Raw genomic sequence first — 15,657 nt, 5'->3', positions numbered from 1 at the left:
CACATGAGAGCGGCCCCTTGCAATCGAACACCGTGGTGACGCTCCGCGACCGCTCCCCAAGTTCTGTGCCAGAACCTCTGGCGGGGCGTCCTCGTGGTGGGTGGTGCGGGGGTCACATCCGGGAATAGCTCCGGGCGGTGATCGTGTCGAAGGGGAGCCAGAGCACGGGGGTCGCGGCCGGCGGGTTGGCAGGTGTCTGGAGGGCGGCCAGGTCCGTGGCGCCGAGAGCCTGCCGGTAGACGCGGACCTCGTCGAGAGAGCCGGTCAGGAGCTGGGTGCCGTCAGGCTTGCTGCCCAGGCGGAACCCGTCGACCGCGAAGGTGTCGGCGGCGGTCAGGGCGCCGTCGCCGAGGTCGGCTGTGACGGCCCGGGAGGCCACGTTGTCCACCGTGAGTGTCAGGGAGTCGCCGGAGCGGACCAGGGTCACGTGGTGCCACGCGTTGTCCCCGAAGGCGATCCGGGTCGGATAGGCGTCGTCCAGGGCCAGGAGGCGGGCTCCGGAGGCACCGGTTTCGACGTCGGCGTAGATGCCGTGGTTCACCGGGCTGGCGCGGAGCCAGACCTGACGCTCCGCGCTGCCGGCGCCGTAGGCCCACAAGAGCACTTGATCCGACACGGCGGTGGACGTCGCGGAGTACTTGAACCACAGCGAGAGGGTGAAGTCGGAGGTCTCGCCCTGCCTGCTCGGTTGCGTCGAGGGTGCCACCGCCTCGGGTGCCAGCGCCAGGCTGGGGCTGTACGGCACCAGGGCGGCGGTTCCGGTTGAACCGTCCAGACGCAGCCCGGTGCCGAGCGTGCCGGCGGTGTCGATGCTCCCGCCGTTCAGCACGTACGCGTTGTTGCACCAGCCGGAGTGATCGGGGGTGGCACGGGTGGACTCGGGGGCGGCCCGGTTTGCCGGGATCGAGTACATGTACTTGTTGTCGAAGCTCCAGCGCACCGACATGCCGGATGTCGGGGAATTCGCTCCGTTCGTGGCGACAGCGCCGCGTTCATCGGCGCTGAGGGCGTGGTCGTAGAGGCGGAACTCGTCGAGGTCACCGTCGAGGATCTTGGTTCCGTCGGGCTTGGACCCCACCCTGACGCCGGTGACACCGCTTGCCTTGGTGCCGGTGAGAGAACCGCTCAAAGCGGCGGAGGCGGTCACCGACGCCTGGAGGACGGGCGGGTCCCCGCCCCAGACGTCGAGCTGAACGGCACCGCCGTGACGTTGCAGCATGAACAGGTGCCACTGTCCGTCGCCGAAGTCCTGCCCGTTGGCATCGGTCTCCACGGTCACGGCGGGGCCCGTGTCCGGCTGGACCGCGGCCAGCAGCGTCGTTTTCCCGTTGGCCTTGTACATCGCCTGGACCCAGAGTTGTGCCGATCTCGTCCCGTTGGGCCCGTAGGCCCACAGAAGGGCGCGCTGGCTGGTGCCCGAGGCGGAGCCGGAGAACCTGAACCACATCGCGTACGTGAAATCACGATCGGCGACGTCCAGCGCCGGCGTGAGCTCCGAGGTGACGCCGGGAAGTGCGGAACTCACCGGCAGCGCATCGGTGAACCTGCCACTCGTTACGGCTCTGGTGCCCAGGAGGGTGCCGTCGGTGCAGTTGCCGGACTCGTCGTCGGTACCCGCGATGTTCGTGGTGCTCACCGCGGTGGTCTGGTCCAGGGCCTGGAAGGGCAGGCGCACCACGAGGTTGGCGTTGGCGGCGGCGTCCGCCGCCGGGTCGGTGGACCCGCTCACCTTGTCGCGGCTGGTGTCGGGGGTGGCCAGCGAGGCCCGCTGGGCGGAGGTCAGCGCACCGCGGTACAGGCGGAACTCGTCGATCTTCCCGACGAAGGAACTGGAGGCGTCTACGGGCCTGGCGCCGATCCGGATACCGAGGGGGCCGCCGGTGGGGGCGCTGGAGACGTCACCGGTGACGGCACCGGCCGGTGTCCCGACGTCACGGCTGTCTACCTGGACGTTGACCTGGCTTCCGGTCCGGGTGACCGTGACGAAGTGCCATTTGTCGTCGCCGAAGGCACAGCCGCATTCCTTGTCCTCGAGAGTCGCGCTGGCCTGGTCTGCGGTGCCGCTGCTCTGTGCCCAGGCGTACAGACGGTTGCTCTTGCGCTGGGTTCTGAGCCAGACCTGCGGTACCGCGGTTCCGGTGGCGTTGGACCAGAACAGGATGTGGTCGGGCTCGGTGGCGGGATCCTGCGCCAGGTACTTGAACCACATCGAGTAGGTGAAGTCACCTGTCCCCGTGCGCAGCGACCGGGCGTACGGAACCTCGGCGTAGCCGCCCGCGGTGAGGGCGAGGTTGTTGTTGGTCCGGGTGGTGTCATTCTCACGAAGCGGGTCGGTGCTGCTCAGGGTCGCCCCGGTGGAGCCGAGGTAGCCGTCGTTCGCCTGCGGCGAGGCGTCCGGAGTGGTGGGGGCGAGGGCGGGGACCGCCTGCGCCGACGTACTCGGGGGCGGTGACGCGTTGCAACCGGTGGCGAGTTGCACCTGGGAGAAACGGGTGAAGCGGATCTCGTTGGCGGAGTAGTTCGCCCCGCCCTCGTAGAGCAGGCCGATCTCGTTGTCCGCCATCAGGGCCAGGTCGGAGTAGCCCGCCCGGTCGGGGGCGGGGCTGACCACCTTCGCGGTGGGGCTCCAGGTGCCTGCGCAGCGCGACCAGATGGTCATCGCGGTCTTCGCGGGCAGGTTGGCCGGGGCGGACAGCAGGACTTCCTCCTTCAAGTTCTTGGAGGCGTCCGCCTGCTGCACCGTCAGGACCGAGCCCTGGATGTCGCCGGGCGACGGCACGGGACCGTCGGTGAAGTCGACCTTCGGGACATCGTCGCCCGGGGGCATTCCCTGAGTGGTGTAACTGAGCCTGTGCTCACCGGCGACGCCTTCGTTGCGAGCCGCCAGAAAGACCTCGCCGCCTGCCACCTCGGTCACGCTCACCTCAGAGGGCTTCACACCGGCCGCGGTCGAGGGCTCGGCCGGCGCGGCTTTCCACGCCGGAGTCCCGGGACCCGGGTCGAGGTAGAGGTAGCCGGCGTAGACGCTGCCCCCGGACTCCTGGTGGGCACCTACGACGAGCCGGTTCTTGTGCGCCCCTTGGGTGAGCTGCACACCGTGGCCGGGGCCGGTCGCGAACCAGTGCGGCACGATGGGAGAGGGGGCGAGGCTGACGTTCAGCGCGGTGGGAGCGCTCCAGGTGAGCCCGTCGTCGATGCTTTCCTGCACCCAAGGGATCCGGGGATAGCTGAAGTTGACCGGGTTGGAGGTGGAGAGCAGGTAGACGCGGTGGTTGACCGCGTCGACCACCGGCGCGGGATTGGTCCGGGTGACCGGCGATCCGGCCTCGACTCCGGCCGGGACCGCGCCGGTTCCGTAGGCTCCGCGCGCGGTGGCGCCGCTGGCGACCACCTTGATCGGCCCCCAGGTGCGGCCGTCGTTGGTGGACCTCCGCACGACGATGTCGTTGTCGCCGCGGTCGCCGCAGGACTGCGTCTTGCGGCCCTCGGCGAAGGCGAGGAGCGAGCCGTCTCCCGTACGGACCAGCGCGGGTATTCGGTAGCAGCCGTAGCCGCCCGTTCCGGCCTGGAAGAGGATCTGCTGCGGCATGCTGCCGATGGAGGAGACGGCCGAGGAGTTGGCGACGCCGGCCGCCACTGCCTGGGGCGCCGCACCGAGACCTCCCGCCAGGCCCAGAGCGAGGCCGAAGGAGAGAAGAGTGGAGCGCCACCGTGGCCGGCCCCGGCGTGGGGCGGCCGGAGCAGGACGGGCGGCCGGATCCGCTGAGCTTCCTGAGATCGTTTTCACCGCGCAAGCGTACGGATCAACTTGCCTTTATCGCTCATGAGTTCTTTTTCGCCTGCCGACGGGACAACACCGGTTCGGTGGTGGGATCCCGACCCGATATCGGCTGTCGGTGGTCTGTCGGTGGTTTGTCGGTGGGGGGTGACAGGTTCGGTTCATGACGCGAATCGACAACCGCCCCGCCGACGGGGTCACACATGCCGTTTCCGTGCGGGGGCTGGTCAAGCACTACGGCGAGACCAAGGCGCTGGACGGCGTCGACCTGGACGTCCGGGAAGGCACCGTACTCGGTGTGCTCGGACCCAACGGCGCCGGCAAGACCACCCTCGTACGCATCCTCTCCACCCTGCTGCGGCCCGACTCGGGGCACGCGACCGTCGCCGGGTACGACGTCCTGCGCCAGCCCCGGCAGCTGCGGCGGGTGATCGGTCTCACCGGGCAGTACGCCTCCGTGGACGAGAAGCTCCCGGGGTGGGAGAACCTGTACATGATCGGGCGGCTCCTCGACCTGCCCCGCAAGGACGCCCGCGCCCGGGCCGACGAACTGCTGGAGCGGTTCTCGCTCACCGACGCGGCCAAGCGGCCGGCGAGCACGTACTCCGGCGGTATGCGGCGGCGGCTGGACCTGGCCGCGTCGATGATCGGCCGGCCCCAGGTCCTCTTCCTCGACGAGCCCACCACCGGCCTCGACCCCCGTACCCGCAAGGAGGTGTGGACCGAGGTCAAGCGGATGGTCGGCGACGGGGTGACCGTGCTGCTGACCACCCAGTACATGGAGGAGGCCGAACACCTCGCCTCCGAGCTGGCCGTCATCGACCGGGGGAAGGTCGTCGCCGGCGGTGCCATCGACGCGCTGAAGGCGAAGGTCGGCGGCCGTACCCTGCGGATCCGGCCGGCCGACCCCCTGCAACTGCGCCCGCTCGCCCGCGACCTCGACGACCTCGGCATCACCGGGCTCGCCACCACGACCGTGGACACCGAGACCGGCAGCGTCCTGGTGCCGATCCTGAGCGACGAGCAACTCACCGCCGTGACCGGCGCGGTCGTCGCGCGCGGTATCACCATCGCCTCGATCTCCACCGAACTGCCCAGCCTGGACGAGGTGTTCCTGTCCCTCACCGGTCATCGTGCCGGTGCCCCGCAGGACGACGCCGGCACCCCCGCCGACATCCGAGAGGAGGTCGCCGTATGAGCACCGCGACCACAACCGTGAACGACATCCAGGGCGACGGCCGTATTCCGCTGCGCGGCCATCTGCGCCACACCGGCGCCCTCGTCCGCCGCAACCTGCTGTGGATCCGGCAGGACCCGGAGTCGATGGCCGACGCGCTGCTGATGCCGATCATCTTCACCCTGCTGTTCGTGTTCGTCTTCGGCGGCTCGATCGGGCAGGCCCTGGGCGGCGGGCAGGACGGGTACGTGCAGTACGTCATCCCCGGCATGATCGCGATGATGAGCATGACCCTGTCCCAGGGCGTCGGCACCGGGTTCAGCCAGGACTTCAACTCCGGTGTCATGGACCGCTTCCGGTCCCTGCCGATCGGGCGCGGCTCGGTGCTGTTCGCGAAGATCTCGGTCGAGCTGATCCGGATGCTGTTCGCGACCACCGTGCTGATGATCGTCGCCGTTCTGGTCGGCTTCGACATCGACCACTGGGTGGGACTGTTCGCGGCCGTGGGCCTGTCCACCCTGTTCGCCTCGTCGATCATGTGGGTGTTCCTCACCCTGGGCGTGATCATGAAGAGCGCGCAGTCCGTGCAGGCGATGGGCTTCCTGGTGCTGTTCCCGCTCCAGTTCGGTTCGTCGATCTTCGCCCCGACGCAGTCGATGCCGGGCTGGCTGCAGGCGTTCACGGACTACAACCCGTTGTCCACGCTCGCGGACGCGGCGCGCGGACTGATGGTGGGCGGCCCGGTCGCGCACGACCTGTGGGTGACCATCGGCTGGTCGGTGGCCATCACGGCGGTGATGGCGCCGGTCGCCATCCACAAGTTCCGCACGAAGAGCTGAGAACCGGGCATCAGATACATCAGGTGCATTAAATACATCAGATGGATCAGGTGCATCAGGTGTCAGATGAGGGCGGTCGCCTCCCCCGCGGAGAGTCGGCCGCCCTCCGCGTACGCGGCCTCGTACGCCTCGTCGCCGAGCACGTCACGGACCGCGCGGACGGAGCGGGCGCGGACCTCGCGCTCCATGTGTCCGCGGACATGGCCGGGCGGCAGCAGGGCGTCGGCGGCGCCCAGGCAGCGGGCGGCGTCGTGGGCGCGGCCGGGGTCGAGGCCGACGAGGGCGGCGGCGCCGGTGGTCAGGAAGGTGGAGCGCAGATGGGGGGCGATGGCGCGGGACAGCTCGTCGTCGGCGCGGGTCACCGCCTGTCGCGCCTTGACGAGGGCCTGCTCGTAGCGTCCTTCCACGACGTCCAGCCAGGACTCCCCACCGAGGATGAACGCGTCGAAGACGACGAACGAGGAGGCTCTGAACTCCGCTCGCAGCAGCCGTAGTTGCTCGCGTGCCTCCGGGACCCGGTCGGTGATGCCGAGCCAGGCCGCGAGGAAGAGCCGGGCGGCGGGCATGGCCTCGTTGACCATCCCGTCCGACTGCTCGATCACCTCGCGCAGCAGCTGTTCGCCCTCTTCGTTCCGGCCCGCCTCCAGAAACACGTTGCCGAGGCGGGCGGCGAGCACGGTCTTCTGGGAGCGGGCGCCGAGTTGTTCGGCCAGTTCTATCGCGTCCTGGAAGTCGGTGGCGGCGGCGGCGTACTCGGCCTTGCGTTCATGGGCCTCGCCGCGTGCGGAGAGCGCCTCGGCGGCGCCCCAGGAGTCGCCGAGGCGCAGGAAGATCTCCAGCGACTCGTCGGCGTCGCGGGTCGCGTCCCCGGCCCAGTCGCTGCGGTTGGCGAGGATGTTGGCGCGCAGCTGCAGACAGGCGGCGAGTTCCCACTCGTAGCCGGGGGCAGCGTCGCGGCAGGTGCGCACGGACTCGCCGGCGATGACGCTGAGCCGCTCCATGTCGCGGGTGAGCATGACGGCGAAGAACCAGAGGAGGCCGGGGTAGCGGCAGGTCTGCGGGGCGCCGGGTTCGTAGACCTGGGTGATGGCGCGCAGTTTCTGTCGGGCCTCCGGCGTCTGCCAGGCCTCCAACTCCATGTCCATGGAGGCGAGATGGATGAGGTGGACGCCGCGCCGGGCCTCTTCGAGGAGTTCGCCGCGCCAGGGGGGCGCGGTGTTCGTGCAGCGCTCCCACACGGGCTGGGCCGGGCGGATCGGAAGGGCGAAGGGGTCGGGGCCGAGGTTCATGACCTCACGGGACCAGTTGCGGCCGGCGAGACGCAGATCGCGCATCTGGCAGTACCAGGAGATCGACAGGACGAGGCAGAGCGCCTCCTGTTCGTCGCGCGCGGTGACGGCGTGGCGGAGGGCGGCGCGGATGTTCTCGCTCTCCCGCTGGAACACGTCGAGCGCGGCGAGCTGGCCGGATCCGCGCAGCAACGGGTCGGTGGTGCGGGCGAGTTCGCGGAAGTACGTGAGGTGCGCGCGCTCCGCTTCGGGGCGGACACCCGCCTCGTCGAGGCGCTCACCGGCGTACTCGGCGACGGTCTCCAGGAGCCGGTAGCGCATCGCGCCCACACCGTTCTCGTCCGAAGGGGCGGCCACGACAAGGGACTTGTCGACCAGCGAGCCGAGTGCCTCGAGTGCGACGGGGCCGCACACCGCCTCGGCGGCGGGGAGGTCGCAGCCGCCCGCGAAGACGGACAGCCGCCGCAGGACGTCCCGTTCGTCCGTGTCGAGCAGGTCCCAGGACCAGTCGACGACAGCTCGCAGGGTCTGCTGGCGGGGCAGGACGGTACGGCTGCCGGAGGTGAGCAGCCGGAAACGGTTGTCGAGCCGGTCGGCGATCTGCCGCAGCGACAGCATCCGCAGCCGGGCGGCGGCCAGTTCGATGGCGAGGGGCAGTCCGTCGAGCCGCCGGCAGATCTCGGCGGCGGCCTCCGGATCGTCCTCGACCCGGAACCCGGGCCGGGCGGCTGCCCCACGGTCGGCGAGCAGCCGGAGCGCGACGGGCTCGGGCAGCGGTTCGACCGGACGCACCAACTCCCCCGGTACGCCCAGGGGTTCACGGCTGGTGGCGAGGACGGTGACGCCCGGGCAGCGCGCCAGCAGCTCCGCGACGAGCTGCGCGGCGGCGTCGACGACGTGCTCGCAGTTGTCGAGGAGGATCAGCATCCGCCGGTTCGCGCAGTGCTCGGTGAGGCGTACGAGGGGGTCGTCGTGGCGTTCGGCGGAGGCGGCGCGCAGTTCCTCGGCGCCGGCTCCGCGCAGCACGGTCTCGCGGGCGCCGACGGCGGTGAGTACGGCTTCGGGTACGGCGTCCGGGTCGACGACGGGCGCGAGTTCGGCCAGCCACACCCCGTCCGGCGCGACGTCCCGCGTCCGGTCCCGGGTACCGCCCCACGTCCGGTCTCCTGTGCCGTCCCGCACGGCTTCGGCGGCCTCCTGCGACAGTCGTGTCTTACCGGCCCCGCCGGGCCCGAGCAACGTCACCAGCCGGGCCGTCGCGATGTCCCCCCGGATGGCCTCGATGTCCGCCTCCCGGCCCACGAAGGAGGTGAGGCGGGCGCGCAGATTGCCCGGAGGCGGGGGTGGGGGCGAAGCCTGGTGCGGGGTGCGGAAAGCGACAGGCCGGGGCGAACGGAGGGTCGGGCCGCCCCCTGCGGGAGCCGCGCCCGCAGGGTTCGTGGCGGCGCCGCCGAAGGCAGGGGCAGTCGGGCCCCGTGCGCCTTCGAGTGTGCCGTCCGGATTCAGCAACTCCGTGTGCAGCAGCCGTAGTTCGGGGCCCGGGTCGGCGCCGAGCCGGTCCGCCAGCAGCCGGCGTACCTCCTCGTACGCGGCCAGCGCCTGGGCCGGGCGGCCGGCGTCGCGCAGGGCGCGCAGGCGGAGGGCCTGGAGGGGCTCGTCCAGGGGGTGGCTGTCGCACAGGGCGGTGAGTTCGGGCAGCGACTGTTCCGCGCCGCCCAGGGCCAGCGCGGCGCTGAGGCGGGCGCGACGTGTGTCCAGGCGCCGGGTCTCCCAGCGGGCCGCCTCGGCGGTGCGGTCGGGGAGGTCGGCGAGGGCCGGGCCGTGCCACAGGGCGAGGGCGTCGTCGAGGACGACGGCGGCCTTGGCGGGGTCGCCGTCGGCCAGCGCGCGCGTGCCCTCGTCGGCGAGCCGCCCGAAACGGTGCAGGTCGACGTCGTCCGGCGCGGCGCACAGCCGGTAGCCGCCCTCGGCCGAGGCGATGGTGTCCGGGCCGAGCGCACGGCGCAGCCGGCCGACCAGCGCCTGCAGCGCGGCCGGCGCGTCGGCGGGCGCGTCCCCGTTCCACACCTCCCCCACCAGGACGCCCGCGGGGACGGTCCGGCCGGGCCGCAGGGCGAACACGGTCAGCAGGGCGCGCAGCCGCGCACCGCCGACCGGGACGAAGGTGCCGTCGGGACGGAATGCCTGGGTGGTGCCGAGGATGCGATAGCGCACGGGCCCATTCTCTCCGGGGACAGCTCCGCGGCGCGCATGGGTTTAGGCGCGCGTGAACAGGGAGGCGAACAGGGAGAAGTCCAGGATCTCCGGGAACCTCCAGGAACCTCCGACCCTGGGTGAGGCGTTCTTCACAGAGCACGGGTACCGTCGACCCGCCCGCACCAGCCGCGTACGGCGTTTCCCGCCGAGTCCCCTCAGGAGTCCCGCCCCATGACCACCGCCACCACCCGCACCAGCGACCGGCGGATCAGCCCCGTCTTCCTCGGGATTCTGGCCGTCACGGCGGTCACGGGCTGGGCCACCTGGACCGGGTTCGCCGAACAGCCCGGTGTCGCCGTGTTCCTGTTCGTGACGGCCGCGTGGATCGTGTCCCTGTGTCTGCACGAGTACGCGCACGCGCGCACCGCGTTGCACGGGGGCGACATCACCGTGGGGGCCAAGGGGTATCTGAGCCTCAACCCGCTCGCCTACACGCACGCCCTGCTCAGCATCGTGCTGCCGGTGATCTTCGTGATCATGGGCGGGATCGGGCTGCCGGGCGGCGCCGTCTTCATCGAGCGGAACCGTATCCACGGCCGCTGGAAGCACAGTCTGGTCTCGGCCGCCGGTCCGCTGACGAACGTCCTGTTCGCGGCGGTGTGCGCGGCGCCGTTCTGGCTGGGCGCGCTGGACGGCGTGCCCACGGAGTTCCGGTTCGCGCTCGCCTTCCTGGCCCTGCTCCAGGTCACGGCGGCCATCCTGAACTCCCTGCCGGTGCCCGGCCTTGACGGCTACGGGGTCATCGAGCCCTGGCTGTCGTACAAGATCAAGCGCCAGGTGGAGCCGTTCGCGCCGTTCGGCCTGCTGTTCGTGTTCGCGGTGCTGTGGATCCCGTCCGTGAACGGCGCGTTCTTCGACGTGATCGACACGGTGCTGCGCGGTCTGGGGATCGGCGAGTTCGAGACGTACTGCGGTCAGTCGCTGTACCGCTTCTGGCAGGGGACGAGCGAGTTCTGCTCGGTCAACTGACGGAGCGGGGGCCTGCGGACCGGGGGTCGGCGGACCGGGCGCGCCGGGCGTAGTACCAGCACATGTTGGACGACAGCCCGGCCAGCAGTACCCACACGATCCCCAGCAGGTTGCTCTGGACGAAGGACACGACGGCGGCTGCCACGGCCAGCAGGCAGACGATCAGGGCGTAGAGGGCGAGGCGGGGCATGGGGTGGGCTCCTGTCGGGGACGCCGGTCGGGGGACACCGGTTCACGGCGTCCAGTGTCCCCCATCCGCTCAGATGTCGGTGACGCGCAGGCCCGCGTGGGCCTTGTAGCGGCGGTTGACGGAGATCAGGTTGGCGACCAGCGACTCGACCTGGTGGGCGTTGCGGAGCCGGCCGGAGAAGACTCCGCGCATGCCGGGGATGCGGCCGGCGAGGGCCTGCACGATCTCCACGTCCGCCCGCTCCTCGCCGAGGACCATCACGTCCGTGTCGATCTCCTCGATCGCCGGGTCCTGGAGCAGTACGGCCGACAGGTGGTGGAAGGCGGCCGTGACCCGGGAGTCCGGCAGCAGGGCGGCGGCCTGTTCGGCGGCGCTGCCCTCCTCCGGCTTCAGCGCGTAGGCGCCCTTCTTGTCGAAGCCGAGCGGGTTGACGCAGTCGACGACGAGCTTGCCGGCCAGTTCCTCGCGCAGGGATTCGAGGGTCTTGCCGTGTCCGTCCCAGGGCACGGCGACGATCACGATGTCGCTGCGGCGCGCGGTCTCGGCGTTGTCGGCGCCCTCGACACCGTGGCCGAGTTCGTCGGCGGCGGCCTGGGCGCGGTCGGCGGCGCGCGACCCGATGATCACCTTCTGTCCGGCCCTGGCGAGCCGGTAGGCGAGGCCCTTGCCCTGCGGCCCGGTCCCGCCGAGCACGCCGACGACGAGCCCGGAGACGTCGGGAAGGTCCCAGGGGTCCTTCGCGGGAACCTTCGCGGGGGTCGCGGCCGGGGTCTGTGCACTGTCGGTAGAGGTCATGGGCCGACTTTACGTCTGTACCTGGGGACCATGGGCTCAGGTGAGCTGGGTCACGGGGACCCGGCGGAAGGAGATCCTTTCGTACGGGCCGAAGTCGCCGGTCTCGAAGAGCAGTCCGACGGTGTCGGCGTCGACGCGAACGAGGTCGGAGTAGGCGGCGGGCAGGCCGTTCACCGTGTCCACCGGGCGCCAGGTGGTGCCGGCGTCGGTGGAGGCGCGGATGGTCATCAGGGCGCGGGCGGCGGGATCGGCGGGACCGGAGAAGAGGAGCAGGTCGGGGTCGCGGATCTGCAGCACGCTGCCCTGGCAGATGGGGGCGGACAGGCCGGCCTGCGGGCGGAAGGGTTTGACGAGGGTCCGGCCGCCGTCCGTGGAGTGGGCGTCGGCGCGGTTGCCGGGGGACGGCGAGTCGTTGCGGGTGTTGAAGTAGACGCGGCCGTCGGGGAGTTCGGCGGCGGTGGTCTCGTTGACGTTGATGTAGCCGTTGGTGTTCTCGTCGAGGTACCCGATGCGCCAGGTCTCGCCGCGGTCGTCGCTGAGCAGGCAGTGGCCGCTGTTGTAGCGGGCCTCGTTGCCCAGGTCCGCGCCGGTGGGCGGGATCGTGTGGTTGGCGGCGACGACGATCCGGCCGGTGCTGAGCTGGATGGCGTGGCCGGGGGTGGTGGCGTACCAGCGCCACTCCGGGTTCTTCACCTGGGCGGTGATCTCCACCGAGGAGGACCAGGTGACGCCGTCGTCGTCGCTGTGGCGCACCCAGACGCGGCGCCCTTCGGCGGCCGACACGTTGCCGAGCAGGATGTCCTTCTCGGTCACCGTGCCCGAAGCACGGACGTACACGAGCAGGATGCGGCCGGTGTCGAGGACGACGGGGGCCGGGTTGCCGGCGAGGTTGCCGCCGTTGGTGGCGGCGGTGCTGAGCGGGCCCCAGGTGCGCCCGCCGTCCGTGGACCGCTTCAGGACGATATCGATGTCACCGTGGTCCGAGGCGGAGTCGACCCGGCCCTCGCAGAAGGCGAGCACGGTGCCTGCGTGGGTGACGACGACAGCCGGAATGCGGTAGCTGGCGTAGCCCTCCTGGCCGGACCAGAAGGGGATGCTTGTCTCCACTGTCATGTGCGGCTCCTCGCTGTGAGTGGTGACGGTGGCTCTGGCTGTGACTGTCCGTACGGGCAGTGGTCCGGGTTCTTACCCATGTTGGGCGAAAACATGGTGAAGAGAGCGCCCTGGGTTGCCTGTTGCGGCAGGATGCGCGGTCATGGACGCCGTACGGGTCGCGTTGCTGCGCGAAGTGCTCGCTGGAACCGAGTGGTTGGGGGCCACCCGGAGGTTCGCGGGAACTTTACGGGGGTCCGTGGTGTCGTACGGAGGCGGCCTGCTGTTGGTGGGGACGCCGGCGTACGAGCCGTGGCACCTGGCGGCGCATCTGGTGGACGAGGCGACGTGGTCGGGGACGCCCGAGCTGGCCCCGACGCTCGTACGGCATGACCCGCGGGCGTCCGGTCCCGGGCGGCTGTCGGTCGGGCTCGGGCGGATCGAGGCGGCGCGCCGGGGTGAGACGTTGCTGGTGGTGGCGCCGGAGGGGGTGGGCGGCGCTCTGCTGGAGCGGGTTCATGCCGCTCGGCGGGGTGGGGCGAAGGTGCTGGTGCTGGGGTCGGGCGAGGGGGAGTTGGTGTCGATGGCTCATGAGGCGCTGGCGGTGCCTGATGGGTTGGAGCTGGACCTCGACACCGTGCAGCACCTGGTGAGCGCGGCGGCCGGGGAGAACGCGGTGCCTGTCGGCCGGGGACGGCGGGGTTTCCGTGACCGTCTGGCCCGGCTGGCGGACGTCCTGACGGCACCGCCGCCATCCCGCTGGTAACAGCAGCCGACCGCCGGGGCCAGTCACCAGCTTCGGGTTCCCATAGACGGAAGTCGGCCAGGGGCCGCCCGACCTGCGGACCCCTGACCGGCCGGATCCCTCAGTCCTCGTCCTCGCCGCGCGCATGCGCATCGTGCCACTTGGGGTCGTTCTCCCACTGGAGGTTGCGCTCGCGGGCCGTCTCCATCGCGTGTTCGGCCTCCACTCGGGTGGCGTACGGCCCGAAGCGGTCCTTGCCCGGGCAGTCCGGGCCCTCCTCGACCTTCTTGTGCTCCAGGCAGTAGTACCACTCGCCCGGTTTGCCGACCGTGCGCTTCTTGAACAGGGCCATGGTTCGGACTCCTTTCACCAGGGTCATCGTCCCCCACCAGGGCTCGTTAAACTCGCTGGTATGTCTGGCCAGTCACTGCTCGTACCAGGGGAGCTCTCTCCCATCCGTTCCGTGCCCGGGAACATCCGTCGCCCCGAGTACGTCGGCAAGCCCGCGCCGACCCCGTACACCGGGGCGGAGGTGCAGACGCCCGAGACGATCGAGGCGATGCGGATCGCCGGGCGGATCGCCGCGCGGGCGATGGCGGAGGCCGCGAAGCTCATCGCGCCCGGCGTGACCACCGACGAGCTGGACCGGGTGGCACACGACTACATGTGCGACCACGGCGCCTATCCGTCCACCCTCGGCTACCGCGGCTTCCCCAAGTCGCTGTGCACGTCCGTCAACGAGGTCATCTGCCACGGCATCCCGGACTCCACCGTGCTGCGGGACGGCGACATCGTCAACCTCGACGTGACGGCGTACATCGGCGGGGTGCACGGCGACAACAACGCGACGTACCTGGTCGGGGACGTCGACGAGGAGTCCCGGCTGCTGGTGGAGCGCACCCGTGAGTCCCTGGACCGGGCGATCAAGGCGGTCAGGCCCGGACGCCAGATCAACATCATCGGCCGGGTCATCGAGTCGTACGCCAAGCGCTTCGGATACGGCGTCGTCCGGGACTTCACCGGGCACGGGATCAACTCGTCGTTCCACTCCGGGCTGATCGTCCCGCACTACGACAGTCCGCACGCCACGACGCTCATCCAGCCCGGCATGACCTTCACCATCGAGCCGATGCTGACGCTGGGCTCGTACGACTACGACATGTGGGACGACGGGTGGACGGTCGTCACGAAGGACCGCAAGCGCACCGCCCAGTTCGAGCACACGCTCGTGGTGACGGACTCGGGCGCGGAGATCCTGACACTGCCGTAGCCCACCCAGCCTGCCAGGCGACGCGAGCCCGTCCTCTTCCGGGGGCGGGCTCGCCGCGTGTCCGGGTACGCTTCCGCCACTTTGCCGACAGACCGTCGGTAAAGTATTGACAATCGCCGGGACGGGCTGAGATTCAGTCCCTCCGGCGTGCGGAAACTCAGCGTTCCAGAAACACCCGCCCCCCGACCTCCACCCACCCCATCGGCTGCGGCGCCGTGAGTATCTGCGACCCCTTGCCCTGCGTGATGTTGAGCGCCCGGCCCAACTGGTCCGTGAGCAGCAACGCCGCCGCCCCCGTCGCCTCGTCCTCCGCGATCCCGTCGTCGCGCCCGGGGAAGGCGCGGGCCCGCACCCGGCCCGCCGCCTCGTCCTCCCAGGCCCACGCGTAGATCCACTCCCCCGCCGGCGGCACCGCCAGCGCGTCGACCTCCGCGGCCGACCCGTACCGCCGCAACGTCCGCGCCGGCACCCACTCCGCCCGCGCCTCGATCCAGCTGAACTCCCCGTCCAGCCGCGCCCCCACCAGTCCGGCGGGCGTGACCAGTTCGGGTACGTCGAGCAGCCAGGCCGTACCGACACAGGGGTGACCGGCGAAGGGCAGGCGCAGGGTGGGCGTGTAGATGTCGATGATCCCGCGCTCGGGGTCGTCGACGAACACAGTTTCGCTGAAGCCGAGTTTCGCCGCGAACGCCTGCCGCTCGCTCCGCTCCGGCATGACGGAGCCCTCACGGACCACGGCCAGTTCGTTGCCGTATCCCCCGTTGGGCGCGCAGAAGACGCGGAGTACGTCGTAGTCAGTCACGCGCGCATTCAAACACCCAGGTGGCAGAGGTCACCAACTACGCGTCGGTACACCGACGTCGTACCGCCACGCCACACCCGCGCCCGCCGCCACCGTAACCACTGCATCCGAACCCAGCACCCACCGGAATCCGCACGGGCGGCCGCGAGATCCACCGGTCACACCGCCGCTCGCCGTGGCCGCAGCGACGTCGTGGAGCCCGTAGTACCGGACCTGTCCTGATCTCGTCGATCCGTCACACTTGACCTGTGCGTTGCCTGTGCATGGGGTCTGCTTTAGGTTTCCTTTAGATCACCATTAAGTGTCCGTGATCGGGGCGTGCCCATCCACCGCCCATGAGAGGTGAATCACCGATTACCCGGGTATCACTGAGGCAAGCCTTAGGTAAGTTAGGGCCGCCTCACCAAACCTGTGTGAGCCCGGACACGTCGTTTTTTCGCCACTCGCGATTCTCA

12 protein-coding genes are annotated in these 15,657 nt (G+C 70.5%); 5 read left to right on the top strand and 7 right to left on the bottom strand.

What is annotated here, in order from left to right:
• Positions 1-112: 112 nt before the first annotated feature.
• Positions 113-3,787, bottom strand: coding sequence for a LamG-like jellyroll fold domain-containing protein (locus ACW4TU_RS33225; RefSeq protein WP_457419257.1), 3,675 nt, complete (start codon positions 3,785-3,787; stop codon positions 113-115).
• 154 nt (positions 3,788-3,941) lie between these two features.
• Here ACW4TU_RS33225 and ACW4TU_RS33220 point away from each other — a divergent pair, with 154 nt between their 5' ends.
• Positions 3,942-4,976: an ATP-binding cassette domain-containing protein gene (locus ACW4TU_RS33220; RefSeq protein ID WP_457419255.1), complete on the top strand. Its 1,035-nt coding sequence runs from the start codon at positions 3,942-3,944 to the stop codon at positions 4,974-4,976.
• Positions 4,973-5,794 carry an ABC transporter permease gene (locus ACW4TU_RS33215; protein ID WP_457419253.1) on the top strand — a complete coding sequence of 274 codons (822 nt, stop codon included), beginning with the start codon at positions 4,973-4,975 and terminating at the stop codon, positions 5,792-5,794. Before ACW4TU_RS33220 ends, ACW4TU_RS33215 begins: the two co-directional genes overlap by 4 nt.
• Positions 5,795-5,856: 62 nt before the next feature.
• Here the strand turns inward: ACW4TU_RS33215 and ACW4TU_RS33210 are convergent, their stop codons facing one another.
• On the bottom strand, positions 5,857-9,297 hold the full coding sequence (locus ACW4TU_RS33210; RefSeq protein ID WP_457419251.1) for an AfsR/SARP family transcriptional regulator: 3,441 nt from the start codon (positions 9,295-9,297) through the stop codon (positions 5,857-5,859).
• A 213-nt stretch (positions 9,298-9,510) separates the two neighbouring features.
• On the opposite strand from ACW4TU_RS33210, the gene ACW4TU_RS33205 reads away from it, so the two are divergent.
• On the top strand, positions 9,511-10,308 hold the full coding sequence (locus ACW4TU_RS33205; protein ID WP_457419249.1) for a site-2 protease family protein: 798 nt from the start codon (positions 9,511-9,513) through the stop codon (positions 10,306-10,308).
• Here the strand turns inward: ACW4TU_RS33205 and ACW4TU_RS33200 are convergent.
• From ACW4TU_RS33200 to ACW4TU_RS33190, 3 genes are all read right to left on the bottom strand, one after another.
• The gene (locus ACW4TU_RS33200; RefSeq protein ID WP_457419247.1) at positions 10,301-10,498 is read right to left on the bottom strand and encodes a hypothetical protein; all 198 of its coding nucleotides are present in this window, start codon (positions 10,496-10,498) and stop codon (positions 10,301-10,303) included. The two genes, ACW4TU_RS33205 and ACW4TU_RS33200, sit on opposite strands and share 8 nt — an antisense overlap.
• A 69-nt stretch (positions 10,499-10,567) precedes the next feature.
• A complete protein-coding gene (npdG, locus tag ACW4TU_RS33195; protein WP_457419245.1) occupies positions 10,568-11,293 on the bottom strand; it encodes an NADPH-dependent F420 reductase in 726 nt (241 codons plus the stop codon).
• 36 nt (positions 11,294-11,329) lie between these two features.
• Complete coding sequence (locus ACW4TU_RS33190; protein WP_457419243.1) at positions 11,330-12,406, bottom strand: sialidase family protein; 1,077 nt, start codon at positions 12,404-12,406, stop codon at positions 11,330-11,332.
• Between the two features lie 142 nt (positions 12,407-12,548).
• Between ACW4TU_RS33190 and ACW4TU_RS33185 the strand changes: the two genes are divergently transcribed.
• The gene (locus ACW4TU_RS33185; RefSeq protein ID WP_457419241.1) at positions 12,549-13,151 is read left to right on the top strand and encodes a hypothetical protein; all 603 of its coding nucleotides are present in this window, start codon (positions 12,549-12,551) and stop codon (positions 13,149-13,151) included.
• A gap of 100 nt (positions 13,152-13,251) precedes the next feature.
• On the opposite strand, the gene ACW4TU_RS33180 is transcribed toward ACW4TU_RS33185, so the two are convergent.
• On the bottom strand, positions 13,252-13,482 hold the full coding sequence (locus tag ACW4TU_RS33180) for a hypothetical protein (RefSeq protein WP_457419239.1): 231 nt from the start codon (positions 13,480-13,482) through the stop codon (positions 13,252-13,254).
• Positions 13,483-13,542: 60 nt separating this feature from the next.
• Between ACW4TU_RS33180 and map the strand changes: the two genes are divergently transcribed.
• Positions 13,543-14,400 carry a type I methionyl aminopeptidase gene (gene map, locus ACW4TU_RS33175; RefSeq protein WP_457419237.1) on the top strand — a complete coding sequence of 286 codons (858 nt, stop codon included), beginning with the start codon at positions 13,543-13,545 and terminating at the stop codon, positions 14,398-14,400.
• A 157-nt stretch (positions 14,401-14,557) separates the two neighbouring features.
• Here map and ACW4TU_RS33170 read toward each other — a convergent pair whose 3' ends face one another.
• Positions 14,558-15,202 (bottom strand): PhzF family phenazine biosynthesis protein, encoded by a 645-nt coding sequence (locus ACW4TU_RS33170; RefSeq protein WP_457419235.1) that lies wholly within the window; start codon positions 15,200-15,202, stop codon positions 14,558-14,560.
• Between the last annotated feature and the right edge of the window lie 455 nt (positions 15,203-15,657).

The organism is Streptomyces kryoterrae (genome assembly GCF_054072135.1).
Note: the sequence above shows the minus strand (reverse complement) of the source record. Positions and strands in the feature narration are given on the sequence as shown.